Origin of the sequence: Halanaerobium congolense, assembly GCF_004366375.1 — a bacterium.
Lineage (GTDB): Bacteria > Bacillota > Halanaerobiia > Halanaerobiales > Halanaerobiaceae > Halanaerobium > Halanaerobium congolense.
In genome coordinates, this window is the sequence record NZ_SOEF01000021.1 from 1 (window position 1) to 21427 (window position 21427).

Below are 21427 nucleotides of genomic sequence, written 5' to 3' on the forward strand. Positions count from 1 at the left end.
TAATCCCAATTATAAGGAGTTTTTCTATTTTAAGCAAGTATTTTCGTTAAAAACAGAACTTGACTTTTCTTAAATATTTTTATGCAATGCTAGTGGGGTGTTATAGATAATGTAGAAGCAAAACGTGAAAGAGAAAAAATCAGGCAGGAAGCTGATTTTTATGGAGCTATGGATGGTGCTAGCAAATTTGTTAAGGGTGATGCTATTGCCGGTATTATAATTACCTTTATTAATATAGTAGGTGGATTAGTAATTGGTGTCTTACAGCAGGATATGGGTATAGCCCAGGCAGCTCAGACCTATATACTTTTAACTGTTGGTGATGGACTTGTTTCACAGATACCGGCACTTTTAATTTCTACTGCAACTGGTATGGTAGTTACTAGAGCAGCTTCCGATAATAATATGGGAAATGAAATGACAGAACAGCTTTTAAAACAGCCGAAAGCTTTATTCATTGCTTCTGGGGTGCTTTTAGTTATTGGTTTTGTTCCTGGACTACCGACCATTCCTTTTCTCTTTTTAGCGACTTTTATTGCTGTACTTGCTTATCTAATAGTTAGAACCGCTGAAACTGATAAGCTTGAGGAAAAGAAAAAACCACAGACAAAAGAAATGAGCGAAGAACAAAAACAAGAGATGCGTCAAGAAGAATTAAAACAGCTGATTAAAGTTGATAAATTAGAGATTGAGGTAGGATATAATTTGATTTCTCTGGTACTTCCCGAACAGGGAGGAGATTTTTTAGATAGAGTGAGTAATATTAGAAAACAGATTGCAGTTGAATTAGGAATTATTTTGCCGCCAATTAGAATTGTTGATAACCTACAGCTGCCGCCAGATTTGTATAAAATAAAGCTGCACGGGGTGGAACTAACCAAGTATCAGCTTTATCCAGATAAATTTTTAGCTATGGATCCCGGAAATACTTTTGAAGAAATTCCTGGAATTGAAACTAAAGAGCCTGCTTTTGGGACTGAGGCACTCTGGATTGAAGAATCCCAGAAAGAAAATGCAGAACTTGCAAACTATACAGTTGTAGATCCTGGTTCTGTAATGGCAACTCATTTAACAGAAGTAATCAGAGAACATTCTCATGAGCTTTTAGGAAGAGAAGAAGTTAAAAAGTTAATTGATAATTTTAAAGAAGATAATGAAGCAGTTATTGACGAACTGATGCCTGATTTATTAAAATTAGGTGAAATTCAGAAAATATTGCAAAACTTACTCTGGGAAAAAATTCCAATTAATAATCTGCTTATTATCTTAGAAACTCTGGCGGATCATGCACCAAGAACTAAAGATCAGAGTGTTTTAACTGAATATGTGCGTCAGGGATTATCCAGACAGATAAGCAATCAGTTTACTGCAGAAGATAATACTCTTTATGCAATTACAATTGATCCACAAAAGGAAGAACAGTTAATAAATTCAGTAGAGCAGTCTGACCAGGGACGATATTTGTCTTTAGAACCGGCTCAGGCTCAAGATATTATTAATAAAATTGTTAGTCAGGTGAAGGGTTTACTTGAAGAAGGAAGAGATCCAATTTTGCTTACCTCACCAATGATTAGACGCCCTTTGAAAGAAATGGTTCACCGGACTTTTTCTGACTTAATAGTTCTATCCTTTAATGAATTAGAATCAGATATAGACTTACAGGTACAGGGGGTAGTAAATTAAATGCAGATTAAAAGATATAAAGGAGAAACTATTCAGGATGCCATTTTTAAGGTGAAAGCAGATCTAGGTCCTGAAGCAGTTATTATAGATCGCAGAGAGTATAAAGAGGGTGGATTTTTTGGTTTTTTTGCGAAGACTAAAGTTGAAATTTTAGCTGCAGTTGAGTCTAAAACTGCTGCTGTTAATCCAGATAATATTAATCCAATCAAGGAATTTATCAATGAAGTAAAAAATACTGATAATCCCGAATCGACAAAGGGAAAAAATCTCGATATTCGTGATCAGGATGAAAGTTTTGAGTTCAAAATTCATAGAAAACTTAGTGATCAAAAAAAATATCAATCTCAAAATGAAGTAGAAATTAAAAATGAAGCTCAAAATGAAAGACAAGATTCCAGTCAGGCTTTGCGGCATGGTCAAGCTAAGAAGAGCAAAAAATCTGCGAAAGCAGCTCTGGCTGAAAAAATTAAAAGTGTCCAGAAATCTAATAATTCGATTTCTGCTGCTGATAATAATCTATATAACTATCTTTTAGATCAGGGCGTAGAGTCAAGATTTATCACAAAATTTATCAAAGAATTGGAAACAGAATTGGTTCAAAATGAGGATCTTAAAGAAAAATTGCCTGAATTTTGTCAGCAGTATTTTGATTTTAATTCCGGTATAGAAGTTGCTGGAAAGCAGAAGGTTGTTTCTTTTATTGGACCAACTGGAGTTGGAAAGACAACGAATGTGGCCAAGATAGCAGCTATTTTTTCAATGGAAAAAAATAAAAAAGTAGGCTTCATTACCGCTGATACATACAGGATAGCTGCTGTTGAGCAGCTGCAGACCTACAGTGATATTATTGATCTTCCCTTTGCAGTTTCCTACAGTGGAGAAAATCTAAAAGATTTAATTGACAGCCGATTTGCTGACTGTGACTTAGTACTGATTGATACTCCGGGAAGCAGCTGGAAAGATGAGCTGCAGCTCGCGAGACTTAAGATGTATACTGAAGCTGATTTTATCGATGAGTGCCAGCTGGTGATTAGTCTGAATACTAAAAGTAGTGATTTAAAGAGAATTATTAATAAATTTAGCATCTTTAATCCTGATCATCTTTTTTTAACTAAACTAGATGAAACTGAAAGTTATGGTGATTTGATTAACCTTAAAGAAAATTACGGCCTACCATTTTCATATTTAAGTTTTGGTCAGGATGTTCCAGAGGATATTGAAGTGGCTCAGGCTGCTAATATTAGAAAATATTTATTCGGTGATTACTATGCATAGTCAGGCTGCTAAACTAAAAGAAATGATGAAAGAAAAGGAAGAAAAAATAAAAAATAGTTTTGAAAAAAATGAAGCAGAGGAAAATGGCAGATCCACCAGAACAATAGCTGTGGCAAGTGGTAAAGGTGGAGTTGGTAAATCTACCTTTAGCAGCAATTTTGCCTATCAACTTGCCAAACTGGGGAAAAAAGTGCTGATCATTGATAGTGATATTGGGATGGCTAATCTTGATATTATGCTTGGAGTTCAGCCTAAATATGACCTGGGGCATCTGTTGCGGGATGATTGTAGTTTAGATGAAGCAATCTGTGAAGGACCGGCTGGAATCAAACTCTTAAGTGGAATTACCGGTGACGACAGTTTTATTGATTATGATAAAGATTCAATTAATAAATTAATCAATATTGGCTCGAGACTGGAAAAGGATTTTGATTATCTTCTTATTGATCTAGGGGCTGGAGCATCGAAGAGTATAGTTAATACAATTCGTTCTGTTGACGAATTAATTATAATTTTAACAACTGAACCTACTTCTGTGATGGACAGCTACAGTTTAATTAAAATTCTTTCTAAACATAATTATAAAAGACCTCTAAAGATGGTAGTCAATCAAGTTGATAGCAAAAAAGATGCTCAAAAAACTGCTAAAAGAATGATGTCAACTATTGAGAAATATTTAGGGATTAAGTCAACACTTTTAGGAATAGTAAGTTCAGATAAAAAAATCAGCTATGCAATTAGACAACAGAAACCTTTTTCAGAACTTTTTCCTGAACGCAAAGCTGCTTTAGATTTTGAAAAAATTGCTAGAAAAATTAGTGGAGAAAAGAAGCCCTCAAAAGGAGTTAAAAGTTATTTTTATAAGATGATAGGCTTTTTTAAAGGAGATACCTAAAAAGCTATTGGAGTTGAGATGATGGATAAATTAAAAGTAAATGATAAAATTGAAGTAGAATTTAAATCAGATAAATATCCGGACATCTATCTTTCAAAAGTGGCAGACTTTGTTGATGCTGGGATAGTTATCACAGGACTTTATAAACATGGCACACCTTTAGCAGTTAAAAAAGGTGATAAGATTAATGTTTACTTTACAACTGAGAGAGCTGCCTATGAATTTGAAAGCGTCGTTTTACAGAGAATTAAAAAGCCGATCTATTTTATATTGATAAAAGAGCCTAAGGAGTTAAAGAGAATACAGCGCCGTGATTATTTTAGGCTTGAGCTTGATAGAATTATGAAAGTACATAAAGAAAAAAAAGACGGCTCAGTTATGAAAAAAGAAGCTCATCTTCTAGATATCAGCGGTGGCGGTGTGCAGATTAAAGCAAAAGAAGAATTTGCTGAAGGAGATATAATAAAATTGTCTTTTGGAAGTTTATTAAATATGAGTGAATTAATTAAAGGTAAAATTGTTAGAAAATCAAAAGATGATTTTGAAACTTATAGATATGGTGTAGAATTTGTGGATATCAATGCAGGAGAAAGAGAAAAAATAATTCAGTGGATCTTTAGTCTGCAGAGACAGTTGAGAAAGAAAGGTTTAGGACAATGATTTTAAAATCCTTTTTGACTGGTTTTACCGCTTATGTGTTAACAGTGATTTATAATTTACTGCAGGGCAGTAGTTTAAAGATTGTCTTTATAAATGGAATTAAATTTTTATTTACTATTACTTTTCTTGCTTTAGTTTTCCAGATGATTTTTTTTCATTTTAGTTCTGACTCAAGTTCTGATTCAGAGGCGATAGGGGCTGAGAATGGAGATAAAAATCAGAAAAGAAATAAAGACAAAGAATCTGAAGCTGCCAAAGACAATAAAGGAGAAAACAATTTTAATCCTGATAAATTTAGCGAAGATTTTTCTCCTTTAAATCCTCCGGAAATTGAGTATGAAGAACATAATGAACAGTAATTGATTTTATAATAAATTTTACTAAAGGAAGATTACAATGCTTTTAGATGAATCATTATGGGCAAAATACAAAAATGAAGATGATCAACAGGCTAGAGAAAAGATCATTTTAGAACATATCGATTTGGTCAGATATGCAGCTGGTAGAATTATGGTTATGCTGCCCAATAATATTGAGCGGGATGATTTAGAAAGTTATGGAATTATCGGCTTAATTGAAGCAGTTGAGAATTTCGATTATCAGCGCGGCTATAATTTTTCTACTTTTGCTCTGCCGCGGATCAAGGGTGAGATTATAGACTATCTGCGCCGTAAAGATTGGCTTCCAAGTGGGATGCGCAGCCAGCTAAAAAAACTGATGCAGGCGAAGAATGATTTAAAAGCAGAAAAAGGTAAAAAGATAACAGAAAAGGATTTAGTTAAGCTTACTGACTTAGATCCTGATAGAATTAGAACTTTAGAATATTACCAGAATATTTCCGATAATATTTCACTTTCGACTGATTTTAATGGAGTAGAATTGATAGAGATTATCGCAGCTGATCTTGAAGAAGCGGTTGATAAACTTGAAAAGGAAGAAGCTGTAGAATTACTTGCTAAAAAAATAGACCGCTTAAAAGAAAAAGAAAAACTTTTAATCTCACTTTATTACTATGAAGAACTAACTCAGGCTGAGATTGCAGAGGTTATGGAGCTTTCAGCGGCAAGGGTTTCCCAACTTCACAGACAGGCCGTGAGTAGATTGAGAGGCATGTTAAGTCGTTCCAAAGAATATTTTTAGAAATTTTACTTAAAACATGATAAAATGTAAATAATGAGATTAATTATATTAGGAGGTAAGTGATTTGGAGTATCTTGAAATTGTAATCGCAGATGATAGATTAAAAGCCTTTCTAACAATTGATAAAGTAGAAGAAGATATCAAAGAAAATGAAGAAATAGATGAAGTAGAAGACACAGAAAAAAGTGAAATTAATAAAAATACTGAAGACAATCAAAATCTTAAAGAAACCGAGATTAGTCTAGAAGATGTAGAAAAAGCCCTCAGCGAAAAAGGAATTAGTTATGGAATAGATTGGGAAAAGATAGAAGAAATCATTGAAAATAAAGTTTATTCTGAAAAAATCTTAATAGCAGAAGGAAAGCCTCCTATTCCTGGAAAAGATGGGAAATTAATATATCATTTTGAAGAAAAACAGAGACAGGCAGGAACAATGCGTGATGATGGTACAATTGATTTCCACTCACTTGATTTAATTAATAATGTTCGAGTTGGTGAACCGATAGTTACTAAAGTAGATCCAGAACCAGGTAAAAAAGGTATCAATATCAAAGGGGATGAAATATTACCTCCGAAAGTTGAAAATCCTCAATTACCGCGTTCAAAAAATACTGTCAAAAAAGACAACAGCCTTTACTCAGCTGTTGACGGGCAGATAGTGCGCGAATTTCAAAAAATTGTAATTAAAGAGGTTTTTACAGTTAATGGGGATGTAGATTTAAATACAGGCAATATAGATTTTGTAGGTAGTGTTCAGATCAATGGTGATGTAAAAGAGGGTTTTAAGATTAAAGCTGAAGGAGATATTGAAATTGCTGGTAAAGCAGGAGCCTGTGAATTAATAAGTGGTGGTAATATCCTGATTAAAAAAGGATTTATTGGCCGCAATAAAGGAACTGCTAAAGCTGCTGGAGATTTTTTTGCTAAATTTATTGAAAATGTTTCTGTTGAAGCAGAAAATGTGAGAATTTATGAGGCTGTTATGCACAGCAAAATCAAGGCTAGAGATAGTATAGAAGTTACTGAGGGTAAAGGCCTAATTGTCGGAGGTAAAATAACTGCTCGTAATCAAATCACTGCAAACTTGATTGGTTCCAGTCTGGCAACTAAAACCTTAGTTGAAATCGGTATGATGCCGGAATTAAAAGAAAAACTAAAAGAAGCTAAAGATAAAAATCAGAAGCTAATAGATGATTTAAATAAAATTCAAAAAAGTGTGGAACTCTTAGAAAATATTCAGAAGCGAGGAATTAAACTTCCAGCTAATAAAAGGCATCTTTTAGAAAAGTTAGAAACTGCCAGTGTTCAGTTGACTGATGAGAAGCGGGAAAATGAAGCAGTTCTAGAGAAATTAAAAGAAGAAATAAATGTTTCAACAAAAGCACTAGTTCATGTTAAAAAAAGTATATTTTCTGGAGTTCAAATTTTAACAGCACATGATAAAAAAATAATTCAAAATAGATTAAAAGGCTGTAAATTTAAGGAAGTAAATAAGGAAATCAGACAGATTTCAGATTAAGGAGGTGAGATAATGATTAAAGGGCTCTACACAGCAGCTTCCAGTATGGGAGTTTTAGAAAAAAAGTCTAATATTCGTGCTAACAATCTGGCAAACTCAAACACCACTGGTTTTAAAAAGAGCGGAACTGTAACAAGTTCTTTTCCAGAAATGCTTTTAGAGCGAATTGAAGCTGGTAGAAATAGTGAGGAAATTGGTGAAATTTCCACAGGAGCTTTTCTGGAGAGAAGCTTTAAAGATATGCGTCAGGGTGATCTGCAGCGAACAAATAATAAGCTTGACCTTGCGATTCAGGGAGAAGGATTTTTTACAATTGAAACTGAGGCCGGTATTCGCTACAGCCGTGACGGCAACTTTACTATTAATAATAACTCGGAACTGGTAACGCAGTCAGGAAATCCCGTTCTTGATATTAATGGAGAAAGAATTCAGTTAATAGCTGATGAAGACTTTAGCATTGATCAAAATGGTGTTCTTCGTTTTAATAATGGTCTTCAAGGAAGCCAGATTGCTCTGGTTAATTTTGAAAATTCTGCAGAATTAATTCAGCAGGGAGATAATCTTTACCTGGAAGTTGAAGAAAGTAACGGATCTATTGCTTCAGAAGCAGTTTTAGCTCAGGGTTATCTCGAAACATCTAATGTTAAAATTGTAGAAGAGATGGTACAGATGATTAAAACAAGCAGGCATTATGAATCAAATCAAAAGGTAATAACAACTATGGATGAGAGTTTATCAAAGGTAATTAATGAAGTTGGTAAGGCTTAGGCTTTTAATAAGAGACTTTTATTATATTTAGTATTAAGATTTAGTTATAAATTTTGATTTAGAAATCAGCCGGACCTGTAAAGGAAGCTGAGAAACTGCTGTTGACTGATAGATACGGCAGATAAATCAATATTTATAGAAAAATAAAAATTTATGGAGTGATCAAAATGATTAGTGCTTTATGGACATCTGCTACAGGGATGAATTCTCAGCAGACAAATATTGATGTCATTTCTAATAATCTGGCCAATGTTAACACAAGTGGATTTAAAAAGTCCAAAATTAATTTTGCTGATTTAATTTATACAAATATGAGAGATGCCGGAACACCTAATGCTCAGGGAGCTGAAGTTCCAACTGGAATAGAAATAGGACATGGTTCAAAAGTAAATAGTACCCAGAAAATTTTTACCCAGGGTAATATTCAAAATACTGACAGCCCTTTGGATATGATAATTGAGGGAGATGGATTTTTTAGAATCCAGCTTCCTAATGGTAATTTTGCTTATACAAGAGATGGTTCATTTAAGATGGACAGTAATGGTGATATTGTTACTGCTGATGGCTACTATCTTGATCCTCAGATCAATATTCCAAGGGAGGCAACAAGCATATCTATTACTTCAGATGGTACAGTAAGTTATAAACCTGATGACTCAGATCAGATGATGGAAGCTGGGCAGATTCAGCTTTATAACTTTTCTAATCCAGCTGGTTTGGCAAGTGAAGGACGCAATCTTTATTCTATGACTACTGCATCTGGAATGCCCAATCAGTCAGCTCCAGGAACTAATGGAACCGGAACAATTACTCAGGGCTTTTTAGAAATGTCTAATGTGAAAGTTGTAGAAGAAATGGTAAATATGATCGCTGCTCAGAGAGCATATGAGACTAACTCAAAAGCGATTCAGGCTTCAGATGAAATGCTGCAGACAGCTAATCAACTTAAACGCTAATCAACTTTAAACTTGTTATTTAAGTTTGATTTTATTGAGGTGAAAAAGATTTGAAAAAGATTTGTTTAATTCTATTGTTACTTTTATTAATTTCTAATTCTGCTGCTGCTTTTGAACTGAAAATAGAACAAAATGAGTTTGTAGAATCTGCTGATATTTATCTCGGTGAAATTGCAGAATTTAACGAAGCTGAGCTTAATTCTGAACAGTTAATTGAATTAAGAAATTTAAAATTAGCTAAATCACCCCAGCCTGGGTATCAAAAATTTTTAAATAAAGTTTTAGTAGAACTATCTATTAAAAATTTAGGTTATGATACTGCTGATTTTAGATTAAAAATGCCCAAACAAATAACTATTGAAAGAAAAGCTGCTTATATTGATATTTCTAAAGTTAGAGCTTTTGTAGAAGAAAAGCTAACTGAGGCTTTTAAGCTTGACTCAGAAAAATTAGTTATTGAAGAATTAAATAATCCTAAAAGTTATCAAATTGCTGCCGGTAACGGTGAGTATGAGCTTCAGTTTGCATCTCATTCGCACTTTAACTTTGGTAATAACAATCTAATTATAGAAGTGGTAAAAGATAGTGTGGTTCAAAATAGATTATATTATAGATTTAAATTGGGTATTAAAAAACAGGTTTTTCGATCTTTAAAAGATCTACATTATAATTCTACCTTAAATAGAAATGATTTTGAAATTGTAGAAAAAGTAATTTATCAAAATCCTGATCAGCTGGTTAGCAGCTGGGAAAATATGCAAAAAAAAGAACTTAAAACAACTCTTAAAAAGGGAGACTATCTCAGCTATCAGTTGATTAAGAATCCTTATTTAGTTCAGTGGGGAGATCGTTTAAAAGTGACAATAGTTAAAAATAATGTTGTTTTGAGCAGTTATGTCACTGCTCGTGAGCGCGGTAAATTGGGAGATGAAATAACTGTTGAGAATGAAAATTCAGGTTACCGCTTTCAGGTAGAGGTTATCTCTGAAAATGAAGTGAAGTATTTGTCTCCCTGATAATATTATCTTTGATTTAGATTGAGGTGTAAAAAATGATTACAAAAAAAATATTAATTCTGTTTTCAATAATTTTAGTCTTAGTTTCGTCAGCTGTGAGTGCAAATTCTCTCTGGAGTGATAACTCTGCTAATTTTTATCAAGATTATCCTGAATATAAGATAGGAGATATTATTACAGTTGTTATAGAAGAAGATGCAAGTGCTATTCAGAGTGCTAATACAGGTACCAGTCAGGATAGTGATTACAGTTCCAGCGGTGGAACTGACTTTTTAGACTTCTTGCCGTTTTTTGATTTTAGTTATTCTGATTCCGAATCTGCTGATGGTTCCACTCAGAGAAGTGGTACTCTGGAAGCAGATATTACCACTAAAGTTGTTAAGATTGATGATAATAATAATTTAGAGATTGAAGGGAGAAAACAAGTTAAGATTAATGGAGAAACTCAGACGATTTTATTAAGTGGAGTTATTAGGGCAGAAGATGTTAATTTTGATAATGAAATTTCTTCAAAAAGAGTTGCTTCTGCAAATGTAGAATATGAAGGTGAAGGACCTGTTGGAGATAAGCAGAAGAGTGGACTTTTAACTAAATTCTTTAACTTTGTTTTTTAAATTTAAAGTAAATTTATTTTTAAACAAAATTGATTGTGTTTTGTTTTAGCTATTACTGAAAGAAGGGGTAACTTGTTTAATTTAAAGATTGTTTTGAATAAAAAAATTATATTTTTTGCTTTAATATTTTTCTTTATAATTTCAGCAGCTGCAGCTGCACAAAATACTGAAGTTAAAATAGGAAATATTACTCGCCTCAAAGGAGTAAGAGAAAATCAGTTAATTGGATATGGAATTGTTGTTGGACTCAATGATAGTGGTGATTCTACTCGAAGCCAGGCAACAGTGCAGAGTGTTGCAAATATGCTGGAGAATTTTGGGGTTAATGTAGATGCCAATCAGGTAAGCAGTGGTAATATTGCTGCTGTTATGGTTACAGCCTCTTTACCTCCATTTGTTCATAATGGTGATCAAATTGATGTGTCTGTAAGTTCACTTGGAGATGCGGATAGTTTACAGGGTGGAACTCTTCTTTTGACACCTCTGAGGGCACCAAATGGTGATGTCTATGCTTCAGCTCAAGGAGCAGTTTCTATCGGCGGCTATAATATCAGAGGTGGGGGGAATACACAGCGAGAAAACCACCCTACTGCAGGTTGGGTTCCTGGTGGAGCACTTATTGAGCGAGAGCCGGGGGGAAAGATTAATCAGGAGAATCTTACTTTCGTGCTTCAGAATCCTAATTTTGAAACTGCAAGTCAGATTGCCTCACGTATTAACAGTAGTTTAAATTCTGCTGTAGCAGCAAAAGCAGTTGATTCAGCAACTGTTAATATTTCGGTACCTGAAAGCTATTCAAATCATGTGGTAGATTTTATTGCAGAAGTTAATAAATTGACGGTGAGACCTGGTGTTGAGGCTAGGGTTGTTATCGATGAAAAGACAGGTACTGTAGTTTTTACTCATAATGTAAAAATTTCTACTGTTGCTGTTGCTCATGGTAACCTCTCAATAAAAATTACTACCAGTACTGAAGTTTCTCAACCTCCTCCATTTAGTGGTGGCGAGACTGTTGAAACAGAGCGAACTCAGATTGAAGTAGATAAAGGTGAAGAGAGTAATTTGGTTGTTGTTCGTCAGGAAAATACGATCGAAGATCTTGTTACTGCCTTAAATGCCATTGGAGCTACTCCACGTGATATTATATCTATAATCCAGAAAATTAAAGCTGCGGGTGCTTTACATGCTGAGCTTGAATTGAGATAACTCTGGACTTTTTTTCTAAGCAGGAGGTGATTGAATTTAATTTTAATACTTTAAATCAAAATCAATTTAATTATCAGATGGATTTACAAAAAGAAAAACACAGCCAAAATAATCTTCTTAAAATGCGTAATAAAATAAAAAATGAAGCTAATAAAACAGGTAAAGCATCAAATAATAGTGCAGAAATGGAAAGATTAGAAAAAGAGGCAGAGAAATTTACTGCTATTTTTGTAGAAAAAATGTTTTCTGAAATGAAAAGCACTTTATCGGAGGATAAGTTGCTTGATGGTGGTTATGCAGAAGATATATTTTCAGATATGCTGACTAAAGAATACAGTCAAATGGCTGGCAAACAGGGACTGTTAGCAGAATTAAACAAAAAGTTGGTTGCACAATTAAGAAGTTTTAAATAAAATTAATTTAGTTAAAGAAATCTCTCAGTAGAATTATATTATTGAGAGATTTTTTAGTTATTTTTCTCTAGATTATCATTGTTCTATCAGCTTAAATATACTATAATTAAATATAGTCTTCAAATTGACTGCTTAAAAGGAAAAAACGTTTCTCGAAATTAATCACAAAATGTCAGAAAAAAGTAAGCAACACAGGAGCTGAAAGAATGAGTAATAAAAATTTTGTTAGAAGCTTAGTTTCAAATAAAATATATCAGCGAGGAATTAATTATTACAATATTGGACGTGTTCTGCAGTATAGAATAAAGAAAAAAGAACCCAATCATTATCAGATTTCAGCCCGAGTTTCAGGAACAAAAAAGTATCAGGTGAATACAGATATCAAATTAAAAAGAGAAGGTATTGACGTTGAAAGCAGCTGTGATTGTCCTTATGACTGGGAGGAATTCTGTAAACACGAGGTAGCTGTGCTCCATAAATTTATGGAAGAAGATTTTCGTTCATCTAAGGTTGAATATGAGCCTGCAGCAGAACAAGTGCGGGCAACTTCAGATTCAGAGCCTGATTTTTCAAAAAAGAAAGCTGGACCAGATATTGTAAAACAGAGGCTTGCTGACCGCAGTTTTAAAAACTTAAAAGAAATTGCTAAAAATTATGATGAAAATGAAATACCAAAATTAAGATATAGTGTGAAAGGTCTCCTAAATACAAATTTAGTGAACTTTAAGTTGATTTTTGATTCGGATTATCTGAGTCAGCGCGAGCTGGAGGAAGTTGTTAATTCGATAAATGAAGATGGAAGTTATGCTTATTATAAAGAAAGTCTGCTGCACAAATATTTTTACGGTAAAGAGTTAAAACTTTTAGAAGATTTATCAGATTTACTAAAAAGCAAGGGGCGGGGGAGTTCATTACTTTTAAGTAAAAATGAAAAAAACCTGGACTTTCTGCTAAACTTAAGTCAGGTTTTTAAGCTGCAGCTGGAGGAAAATGGATCCTATGTCAAAAAAGGAAAAACTCTGCGGCCGGAGCTTAAATTAGAAGGTGATTTAAATGGGATTGAAATCACTTTAAAAGAAGAAGATTATCCTATTTATCAGGGTGGTGAAAAAGACTGCCGCTGGACTGTAATAGAAAATACTGTGCACAAAATTGATTTTTATGATTTTGATAAGCTTCCCACCTCGTTTATGATACCTGAGCAGCACCAGGGAGAATTTTTATTTGAAATTCTGCCAACTCTTGAGAAAAATCTCAAGCTGGAGCGTTCAGCAGAATTAGAGGGTTTTGAGCTGATTAAAGAAAGCCCCAGTATTGATTTAAATCTTGATTACAGGCAGCAGAAAATCAGCTGTCAGCTGGAGGTGGAGTTTGCCGGAGAGACTTACAGCAACACTGAGCTGCTCGGTCTGGACACTGAACAGAATATTTATAAAAGAGATTCGGAAAATCCAAAACTCTGGTATGGGAGAGATAATAAAGCTCTAGCAGAAGTTATCAATTTTTTGGAAGATTATAATTTTAAAGTAAAGCCTGAGCATTTTATAATTAAGGATAACAACGAGATTCAGGAATTTATTACAGATGGAATGACCCATATTCCTGAAGACTGGAATGTTGAGCGCAGTGAAAGTTTTGACCAGATAGAAATTAAGGAAGTTAAACTGGAGCCGATTATTGAAATTGACGATAGTGAGGGAATCAATTGGTTTGACTTTTCGATCAGCTATAATCTCGGAGGTAAAACTTACAGCCGTCAGGAGCTGCAGCAGCTGATTTCCTATAATAAAAAGGGAGAAGCCTATGTTAAACTCGAGAATCACTATTATATTTTAGAGAGTGGAGCTCAGGAAGAAAAAATTGAGCAGATGTTGAAGGATGCTGAGGCTCAAGCTGAAGGATATCGGGCTCCCTATCATAATCTTTTATATTATAAAAATCTGGTAGAAAAAAGTGGGATTAACTTCAGAGGGAATAAAGTTTTTAATGAACTAGAAGCTGAAATAAGTGGTCTCAATGTAGTTAAAGAAAGAGAAATCCCGGTAGAGGTTAAGGGAAAACTGCGCGATTATCAGAAAAACGGCTATAACTGGCTGCGTTTTCTGCATAAATATCGCTTTGGCGGTATTCTGGCTGATGATATGGGTTTGGGGAAAACCCTGCAGATGCTGACTCTGCTGAAAAGTTTGGAGCCTGAAAAAGCGGCCTTAGTTTTATGCCCGAGAACTTTGATCTATAACTGGCAGGAGGAAGCAGCTAAGTTTTTTGATGATTTAAAAACACTTGTTTATTACGGCACACCAGCAGAGCGGGAAGCGATGCGCGGTGATTTTAATCAGTATGATTTGATAATTTCTTCCTACTCAACTATTGCTCGTGATGTAGAAGATTTGAATGCAGAAAATATTATATTTTCTTTTGCAATTTTAGATGAAGCTCAGCATATTAAAAATCACCGGACTAAAAGGGCCAAGGCTGTTAAAAATATTCAGGCAGAAACCAGGCTTGCTTTAACGGGAACTCCACTTGAGAATTCTGTAGAAGAACTCTGGTCAATTTTTGATTTTCTGATGCCCGGTTATTTAGGTAATTACAGTTATTTTAAGCAAAATTTTTTAAATCCTATTAATAAAAATAATGAACAGGAAAAGATGAGAGAACTAAAAGAGCGGGTTGCTCCCTTTATTTTAAGACGCCGCAAGGGAGATGTTTTAAAAGAGCTGCCGGAAAAAATAGTTAATATTCATCCGGTCAGTATGACTCAGCTGCAGGAAGACAGCTATCAGGCTGTCTTAGAAGAGGTACGAGGTGAGCTTGAGCAGACAGTTGAAGATCAGGGATTTAATCGTTCTCGCATTAATGTACTGGCTGCTTTAACAAAGCTCCGTCAGATCTGCAATCATCCCTCTTTAGTCTTGGGAGAAGAAGGCAGAGCTCATAATTCAGGTAAGCTTGAGGCTTTGAGAGAACTGATTTCTGATGCTTTAAGTGGTGGTCATAAAATTATAGTTTTCAGTCAGTTTGTTAAAATGCTGAAGCTGATTAGAGCTGATTTTGAGCAGCAGGGAATCAATTATCTTTATCTTGATGGCTCAACTAGAAAACGGATGGAAAAGGTAAGGGAATTTAACAGCAATCCCGAAGTTGAAGTTTTTCTGATTAGTTTAAAGGCAGGTGGAGTTGGACTTAATCTAACAGCTGCTGACATGGTGGTTCATGTTGATCCCTGGTGGAATCCGATGGTCGAGAGACAGGCTACAGATCGCGCTCACCGATTGGGCCAGGAAAATCGGGTTATGGTCTACAAGCTAATAACCAGAGGTACAGTTGAAGAAAAGATGCTCAAGCTGCAGCAGCGAAAACAAAATTTATTTGATAATATAATTGAAAATAATGTTAATCCTATTAAAGCTATCAGCTGGGAAGATATTCAGGATCTGCTTTCGTATTAATTTTAATTTTGCTTTAATAAAATTTGCTGTTTGACTAGAGGGAGATGAGGTTTAAGATGGAAAAAAATTTGACAGTTGAACTAAAAAAAGAACTTTATCAATCAATTTACATGCGCAAATCAATTAGAAAATATAAGAAAGAAAAACTGAGTGCCCAGCAGCTTGCTGATATTAATGGATTTCTAAAGCAAGTTTCAGTTTTAGATCCAGAAATCAAATATGAAACAAAAATTGTAAATTCAGATGCTGTCAAAAGTCTGATACCAATTAAAGCACCACATTATCTGCAGTTTTTTTCAGAAGCTAAGGGAAACTATCTTTTAAACGCAGGTTTTATTCTGCAGCAGCTTGATTTATACTTTGCAGCAAATAATTTAGGCAGCTGTTGGTTTGGTTTGGCTAAACCTAAAAAGGATCAGCTTGCAGAGTCTGAGCTGGAATATGTAATTACTTTAGTTTTTGGAAAACCTGATGAAGAAAATCATCGGGATTCAGTTGAAGACTTTGAACGCAAATCTCTTTCTGAAATAAAAAGAGGTCAAAATCATTATGATCTGCTGGAAGCAGTAAGACTTGCACCTTCTGCAACCAATGGTCAACCTTGGTTTTTAGTTTCAGAAGCGGCTCAAATTCATCTTTATCAAAAATCCCCAAATTTTATTAAGAAATTTTTCTACCAAAAAATGAATAAAATTGATATGGGGATAGCCCTGGCCCACCTCTGGCTGGCAGTAGATCACCTTAATAGAGATTTTAAAATTGAAAAGTTAGCTGAGGTTCCAGCTGAAGTGGAAGGGTATAATTATTTATGCACTTTAAAATTGTAGAGGAGATGATTGAGTGAAAAGAAAAATAATTATAGATACCGATCCGGGAATAGATGATGCAGCTGAATAAATTATTGAGTTTTAATAAGTTTTTTAGATTAATTTTAAAAAGGAGAGTTTTGGCAGATGGGAGAATATGAAACTATTGGCCTATTATTGATAATAGTGGCCTTTGTAATAGCTCTAGTTGGAGCAGTAATCTACTTTGGTGGGTCTTCATTTTCCTGGTTTGGGAATTTACCTGGAGATCTAAAAGTAGAACGCGAAAATTTTACTTTTTATTTTCCACTGGCAACAATGCTTGTCCTGAGCATTGTTTTAAGTATTATAATCAAGGTTATTTTATACTTTTTTAGCTGAGTCAGCAGCTATTCAAAAGTATCACAAAATCAGAAAATTAAAATATAATAAAAAAGAGGATCTCATTCTTTAACCTTTAATTATATATAATAGGTTCTCAAAAATTTTATTTGCTAAAAAATTCAAAGGAGGAATAAAAATATGATTCCAACAAGAAAATTGAAAACAGGTGATGAAATTCCGGTTATTGCTTATGGTACCTGGAATATTGCCGAAGAAAATGTAGGGGAAAAGGTAGAGATTGCTTTAAAAACAGGTTACAATCACATTGATACTGCTGAAGGTTATCATAATGAAGCTGGAATTGGAGAAGTTTTAAAGAACTATGACCGAGAAGAGTTATTTATAACTTCAAAAGTACTGCCTTCTAACTTGAATTATGAAAGCGTTATCAAGGCAGCTAAACGTTCTTTAGAAAAGTTAGGCATAGATTATCTTGATCTATATCTCATTCACTGGCCTAATCCTGCTATTTCTTTAAGAGAGACTCTGCAGGCTATGAAATATCTTCGTGATCAGGGTCTGGTTAAAAATATTGGAGTAAGTAACTTTTCGGCTTATCAATTAAATGTTGCTTTAAAGATTACTCCGGTACCAATTACAGTAAATCAAATTGAATTACATCCCTGGTTATATCAAAAAGAACAAAAAGATCTGCTTGAGATATGTCAGCAAAATGATATAGTTGTAGAGGCATCAGCTCCACTGGCAAGAACAGCAGTCTTGAAAGATGAAACAATTCTAGAACTAGCTGAGAAATATGATAAGTCCCCAGCTCAAATTGTTTTAAAATGGGAACTTCAAAAAGGAATAGTACCACTGCCAAAGTCAAAAAGTGAAAGTCATATAAAAGAGAATTTAGATCTATTTGACTGGGAACTTGCAGCAGAAGATATAGGGAAAATTGATAACATTGATCAGCACAAGAGAATATATATGATAACTCTTGATGATGACACTTATGGAATTAGTTCTTAGGCTGAAGAAGATTGAAGATTATTTTAGGTATCCTGTAAAGTTGCGGGATACCTATTTTTTGGTTAAAAAATAATAAAACCCCACCTAAAAGCAGGTGAGGTTTTATAATAAATTTTACTCAGTAAATTTTACTCAGCTTCTGGTCCGAAATTTTCAAAGACAAGCAGCATATTTTTCATTTCAAAAAAGAATGTGTGGCTGGAAATAGTTGATCCGGCAACAATATCTACTTCAGGTTCGAAAGAAGTTTTAAGACTCATACCATAATATCTGCTTAAAAACTCTTCTTGCTTCATTTCTGGATGATGATCATTGGCATCAAGTGGCTTCCATTTCTTAATTACAGCCATACTTTCTTTACTTTTAGAATTATTAGCCATACCTAATACTGCAATAAAATCTTCCGGGTGAGAATAAATAATTGTATTTACCCAGCTACCATAGCCAATAAGTTCTCCCTCTTTGTAAAGAGGTACAAAAAGATACTTAACTTCGTCTTCTTCGGGATAGAAGATATCCCCAGCTCTATCAGCATCTACCAATTCTTTTAAAGCATTTACATAATCTTCAACAGTTCTGCCGGTTGAAATTTCTTGCTTTTCTCCACCACCAACAACATCAAGTGTGTGGGTTGTTGCAAAAGCCATAGAAGATAATGAAAGAACAAAGACTAATACTAATGATAATACTAAAACTTTTTTCATTTTTTTACTCCCCCTTGGTATTTTTTAGTGATAAACATTAATTTTCTAGCTGAAATTTAATGTTATATTTATCACATTCCATCATAATTATAACAATCTATATTTAAATTGTCAACATTTTTTGAAAAAAATTAAAATACAAATAATTGAAAAGTTGATTATATATATTAAATTATTGAATCATCAAAAAAATCAAGAAAATTAATGTTTGTTATGACTTTGTTTTTAGTTTTAGCTTTGACTTTTACCGGAGCAGCTCGGGCTGAAAATAAAACTAAAATAATCAGTAAAGATGATAAAATTGCATAGATAGTCTAATTAAAATAGACTGTCTACTTTGGAAGTATCATATCAAGATTAGTTATTTTTCTTTTTTAACCTATCTAAGAGGCTGCCGATTCTTTTTTTGGCAGCTTTTTTTTCATCTTCTTTTAATTCAAAACTTATTTCTAAGATACTCCCTTCTTCTACAGCTTCTGGGAGCTCAGATAGAGGTAGAAAAAAATCTTCTTTTTCCTGAGGTCGAATTAAAAGTCTTGCCTTTCCGTTTTCAATTTTATCAACTGTTACTTTCATTAGATCATCCCTTCGCTTTAGTAGTTATTATATCTAGATTAATTTTTCTAATTACTCCACATCAGTGGTCTTACCATCTAAATAAATTAATTGATAGTTATTTTGTCCTGCCAGCGCTCAAATTTATAGTCGTCAATTCCATCAACATTTTTAATTTCTTCCAATTTTTTAAAAGGACCATGACTGTTTCGATATTTGATAATTTTCTTAGCTGTTGCCGGGCCAATACCCCAGAGTTTTTCTAAAACAGCAGCCTCAGCAGAATTAATATTGATTAATGCTGTTTCTGTTTTTGGAGCATTATCATTTTTTGAATCAAGTTCTGTCCCAACCATTATATTATCCGAACTTCTATCTACTTTTACGGTATGATTTCTACCATCAGCTGTAATTACAATGTTTCCATTTAAATCGTTTCTAAATACATTGGCGCCTTCAGTTTGGTATAGTTTAATTATCTTTGATTTAGGATGACCATAACTGTTATCACCACCAACTTGAATTACTGCAGTTTTGGGCTCTAAACTTTTTACCCAAGCTGCTGAGCTGGAAGTATCACTGCCGTGATGTGGAACCTTAATTATATCTGCTTTTAGCTTTGGATTTTCTGTTAATAACTCTTTTTCTACTTCTTTTTCAATATCTCCTGTAAATAAGAAGTTTTGCTGTCCATATTTTAAGACGAAAACCAGTGAAGAATTATTTAAATCGTATTGATCAAGACTTTGATCTGGATGCAGAAAATGGATTTCGACTTCTCCAATTTTAAATTTATCTCCCTGTCGAGGGGTATCAAAACTGATATTTTCCTGGTCAATTTTGATCAAATAATTTTCATAAGTTTTAGAACTGTGAATTTTACCGCTGTCTAAAACAGATCCGACTTCAAAGCTGTCCATAATATCAACCAAGCCACCTATATGATCAGCATGTGGATGAGTGCTGATTAGATAATCCAATTTTTTAATTTTTTGATCTTTTAAATAATTAATTATTTGAGCAGCAATTATATCTGCTCGGTCACCACCATCAACTAAAATATTATGACCACCTGGTTCCTCAATTAAAATTGAATCCCCCTGCCCAACATCTATAAAATGAATTTTTAAGTTTTGAGCTGTTATATTAAAGGTAAGAGAAAAAAGCAGTAAAAGTACTGCTGTTAAGGCTAAAAATACAATCTTTTTCTTATCCATAATTTTTTCCTTCCTTCATGATTTAAGAAATCAATCTGTTTGTTTCCAATTAATAATATTTGTTTCTAATTATTATATAACTTCTAGATTTTAAATTAAAATCCTTTTTATAGCTGAAATAAAAGATTTGGATCAAGATTATTTTAAAAAGCAGGCAGGAATGATCTTTTTTAAAGAGAAGATAATGAACATAAGCTAATAACTAAATTTAAATAAAATTTTTGAGGTGATAGAGTGAAAGTCTGCTTGTAAACCTCGATGATTTGCCCAAAGGAGGGTCAGAACAGTGGTTAAAGAATTAGAAATTACAATCTTAGCGGAAAATAATGTGGAAAAAATGTCTTTGTTGGCTGAACATGGGCTTGCTCTTTATTTTGAGTATAATGGAAAAAATTATTTATTTGATACCGGTCAGGGGAAAGTGCTTTTTCATAATGTTGAAAAACTGGGGCTTGATTTAAAAACTGTAGATACGGTCTTTTTAAGTCACGGTCATAATGATCATATAGGTGGTCTAAGGGATCTACTGGACTTGAATCCAGAAATTCGAGTTTTTGCTCACAGTGGTGTTTTTCTGCCTAAATACAAAAAGGTTGAGGGAAAGCTAGAATTTATTGGTACTACAATTAAGAAATCAGATCTTAAAAATTTTGCAGCAGCTGAAACCACAAGTGCAGCAGCGGCAGGTATTTATAATACTGGGGTTATTCCTGCTCCAAAGGAGAGTTATTTAAATTCTAGGTATGTAATCAAAAAAGATGGCAGAGAAGAAGTTGATCCCTTTGCTGATGATACTTCTCTATATCTTGAAACTAAAAAAGGAATTGTTATTCTCTTAGGCTGCAGTCATAAAGGTGTAGAAAACATTATTGATGAAATATTGGCTGAAGTTGGTGATAAAAAAATTGCAGCAATTATTGGGGGGATGCATTTAAAAAGAGCCAGCACAGCTAAAATAAAGGAACTAATAAAATATTTCTCTAAAATAGATTTTAATTTACTGGTACCAATTCACTGTACAGGTAGAACAGCAGCAGTAAAATTCAAGGAAGCCTTTGGGAGCAGAGTTCGGCTTGGATCGGTAGGAGATAAATTTGAGTTTTAATTCTTAAGCTCTTTGCCATTATTGTGTTAAAAAATTACTTTTCATTAAATTGATTTTCTGATATGATTATAGCGAAAAGATATT

General features: G+C 33.7%; 21 protein-coding genes. 18 read left to right on the plus strand and 3 right to left on the minus strand.

Going from position 1 to position 21427, the window contains the following annotated elements:
* Positions 1 to 102 precede the first annotated feature (102 nt).
* The 17 genes from C7954_RS08480 to C7954_RS08560 all read left to right on the plus strand — a co-directional run bounded on the left by C7954_RS08480 (position 103) and on the right by C7954_RS08560 (position 17762).
* Positions 103 to 1683 carry a flagellar biosynthesis protein FlhA gene (locus C7954_RS08480; protein WP_276330806.1) on the plus strand — a complete coding sequence of 527 codons (1581 nt, stop codon included), beginning with the start codon at positions 103 to 105 and terminating at the stop codon, positions 1681 to 1683.
* Positions 1684 to 2958, plus strand: a complete 1275-nt coding sequence (gene flhF, locus C7954_RS08485; RefSeq protein WP_133618016.1) for a flagellar biosynthesis GTPase FlhF — start codon at positions 1684 to 1686, stop codon at positions 2956 to 2958.
* Positions 2951 to 3853: a MinD/ParA family protein gene (locus C7954_RS08490; protein WP_089716283.1), complete on the plus strand. Its 903-nt coding sequence runs from the start codon at positions 2951 to 2953 to the stop codon at positions 3851 to 3853. Before flhF ends, C7954_RS08490 begins: the two co-directional genes overlap by 8 nt.
* Before the next feature lie 21 nt (positions 3854 to 3874).
* Positions 3875 to 4513, plus strand: a complete 639-nt coding sequence (locus C7954_RS08495) for a flagellar brake protein (RefSeq protein WP_223174563.1) — start codon at positions 3875 to 3877, stop codon at positions 4511 to 4513.
* Positions 4510 to 4872 (plus strand): hypothetical protein, encoded by a 363-nt coding sequence (locus C7954_RS08500; RefSeq protein ID WP_089716281.1) that lies wholly within the window; start codon positions 4510 to 4512, stop codon positions 4870 to 4872. The genes C7954_RS08495 and C7954_RS08500 overlap by 4 nt, the downstream gene beginning before the upstream one ends.
* 37 nt (positions 4873 to 4909) lie before the next feature.
* Entirely contained in the window at positions 4910 to 5653 is a 744-nt protein-coding gene (locus tag C7954_RS08505) for a sigma-70 family RNA polymerase sigma factor (RefSeq protein ID WP_089716280.1), read from the plus strand.
* 64 nt (positions 5654 to 5717) lie between these two features.
* Positions 5718 to 7172 (plus strand): DUF342 domain-containing protein, encoded by a 1455-nt coding sequence (locus C7954_RS08510; RefSeq protein ID WP_133505463.1) that lies wholly within the window; start codon positions 5718 to 5720, stop codon positions 7170 to 7172.
* Between the two features lie 12 nt (positions 7173 to 7184).
* Positions 7185 to 7940 (plus strand): flagellar basal-body rod protein FlgF, encoded by a 756-nt coding sequence (flgF, locus tag C7954_RS08515; RefSeq protein ID WP_089716278.1) that lies wholly within the window; start codon positions 7185 to 7187, stop codon positions 7938 to 7940.
* 167 nt (positions 7941 to 8107) lie between these two features.
* Entirely contained in the window at positions 8108 to 8896 is a 789-nt protein-coding gene (gene flgG, locus C7954_RS08520; protein ID WP_089716277.1) for a flagellar basal-body rod protein FlgG, read from the plus strand.
* A gap of 74 nt (positions 8897 to 8970) precedes the next feature.
* Positions 8971 to 9912 (plus strand): flagellar basal body P-ring formation chaperone FlgA, encoded by a 942-nt coding sequence (gene flgA, locus C7954_RS08525; protein WP_134059543.1) that lies wholly within the window; start codon positions 8971 to 8973, stop codon positions 9910 to 9912.
* Positions 9913 to 9947: 35 nt separating this feature from the next.
* A complete protein-coding gene (locus tag C7954_RS08530) occupies positions 9948 to 10526 on the plus strand; it encodes a flagellar basal body L-ring protein FlgH (protein ID WP_133505461.1) in 579 nt (192 codons plus the stop codon).
* A gap of 72 nt (positions 10527 to 10598) precedes the next feature.
* Positions 10599 to 11732 carry a flagellar basal body P-ring protein FlgI gene (locus C7954_RS08535; RefSeq protein WP_089716274.1) on the plus strand — a complete coding sequence of 378 codons (1134 nt, stop codon included), beginning with the start codon at positions 10599 to 10601 and terminating at the stop codon, positions 11730 to 11732.
* A 26-nt stretch (positions 11733 to 11758) separates the two neighbouring features.
* A complete protein-coding gene (locus tag C7954_RS08540; RefSeq protein ID WP_223174562.1) occupies positions 11759 to 12145 on the plus strand; it encodes a rod-binding protein in 387 nt (128 codons plus the stop codon).
* Between the two features lie 206 nt (positions 12146 to 12351).
* The gene (locus tag C7954_RS08545) at positions 12352 to 15597 is read left to right on the plus strand and encodes an SNF2-related protein (RefSeq protein WP_089716273.1); all 3246 of its coding nucleotides are present in this window, start codon (positions 12352 to 12354) and stop codon (positions 15595 to 15597) included.
* A 56-nt stretch (positions 15598 to 15653) separates the two neighbouring features.
* The gene (locus tag C7954_RS08550) at positions 15654 to 16424 is read left to right on the plus strand and encodes a nitroreductase family protein (RefSeq protein WP_089720231.1); all 771 of its coding nucleotides are present in this window, start codon (positions 15654 to 15656) and stop codon (positions 16422 to 16424) included.
* A 126-nt stretch (positions 16425 to 16550) separates the two neighbouring features.
* Entirely contained in the window at positions 16551 to 16784 is a 234-nt protein-coding gene (locus C7954_RS08555) for a DUF2905 domain-containing protein (RefSeq protein ID WP_073156687.1), read from the plus strand.
* A 141-nt stretch (positions 16785 to 16925) separates the two neighbouring features.
* Positions 16926 to 17762 carry an aldo/keto reductase gene (locus tag C7954_RS08560; protein ID WP_073156685.1) on the plus strand — a complete coding sequence of 279 codons (837 nt, stop codon included), beginning with the start codon at positions 16926 to 16928 and terminating at the stop codon, positions 17760 to 17762.
* 128 nt (positions 17763 to 17890) lie between these two features.
* Here C7954_RS08560 and C7954_RS08565 read toward each other — a convergent pair whose 3' ends face one another.
* The 3 genes from C7954_RS08565 to C7954_RS08575 all read right to left on the minus strand — a co-directional run bounded on the left by C7954_RS08565 (position 17891) and on the right by C7954_RS08575 (position 20238).
* On the minus strand, positions 17891 to 18466 hold the full coding sequence (locus C7954_RS08565) for a hypothetical protein (RefSeq protein ID WP_073156682.1): 576 nt from the start codon (positions 18464 to 18466) through the stop codon (positions 17891 to 17893).
* Positions 18467 to 18823: 357 nt separating this feature from the next.
* Positions 18824 to 19042, minus strand: a complete 219-nt coding sequence (locus tag C7954_RS08570; RefSeq protein WP_073156679.1) for a DUF3006 family protein — start codon at positions 19040 to 19042, stop codon at positions 18824 to 18826.
* 86 nt (positions 19043 to 19128) lie between these two features.
* Positions 19129 to 20238, minus strand: a complete 1110-nt coding sequence (locus C7954_RS08575) for an MBL fold metallo-hydrolase (protein ID WP_089720385.1) — start codon at positions 20236 to 20238, stop codon at positions 19129 to 19131.
* Positions 20239 to 20524: 286 nt separating this feature from the next.
* Between C7954_RS08575 and C7954_RS08580 the strand changes: the two genes are divergently transcribed.
* Positions 20525 to 21343 carry an MBL fold metallo-hydrolase gene (locus C7954_RS08580; RefSeq protein WP_134059546.1) on the plus strand — a complete coding sequence of 273 codons (819 nt, stop codon included), beginning with the start codon at positions 20525 to 20527 and terminating at the stop codon, positions 21341 to 21343.
* The last annotated feature ends 84 nt before the right edge of the window (positions 21344 to 21427 follow it).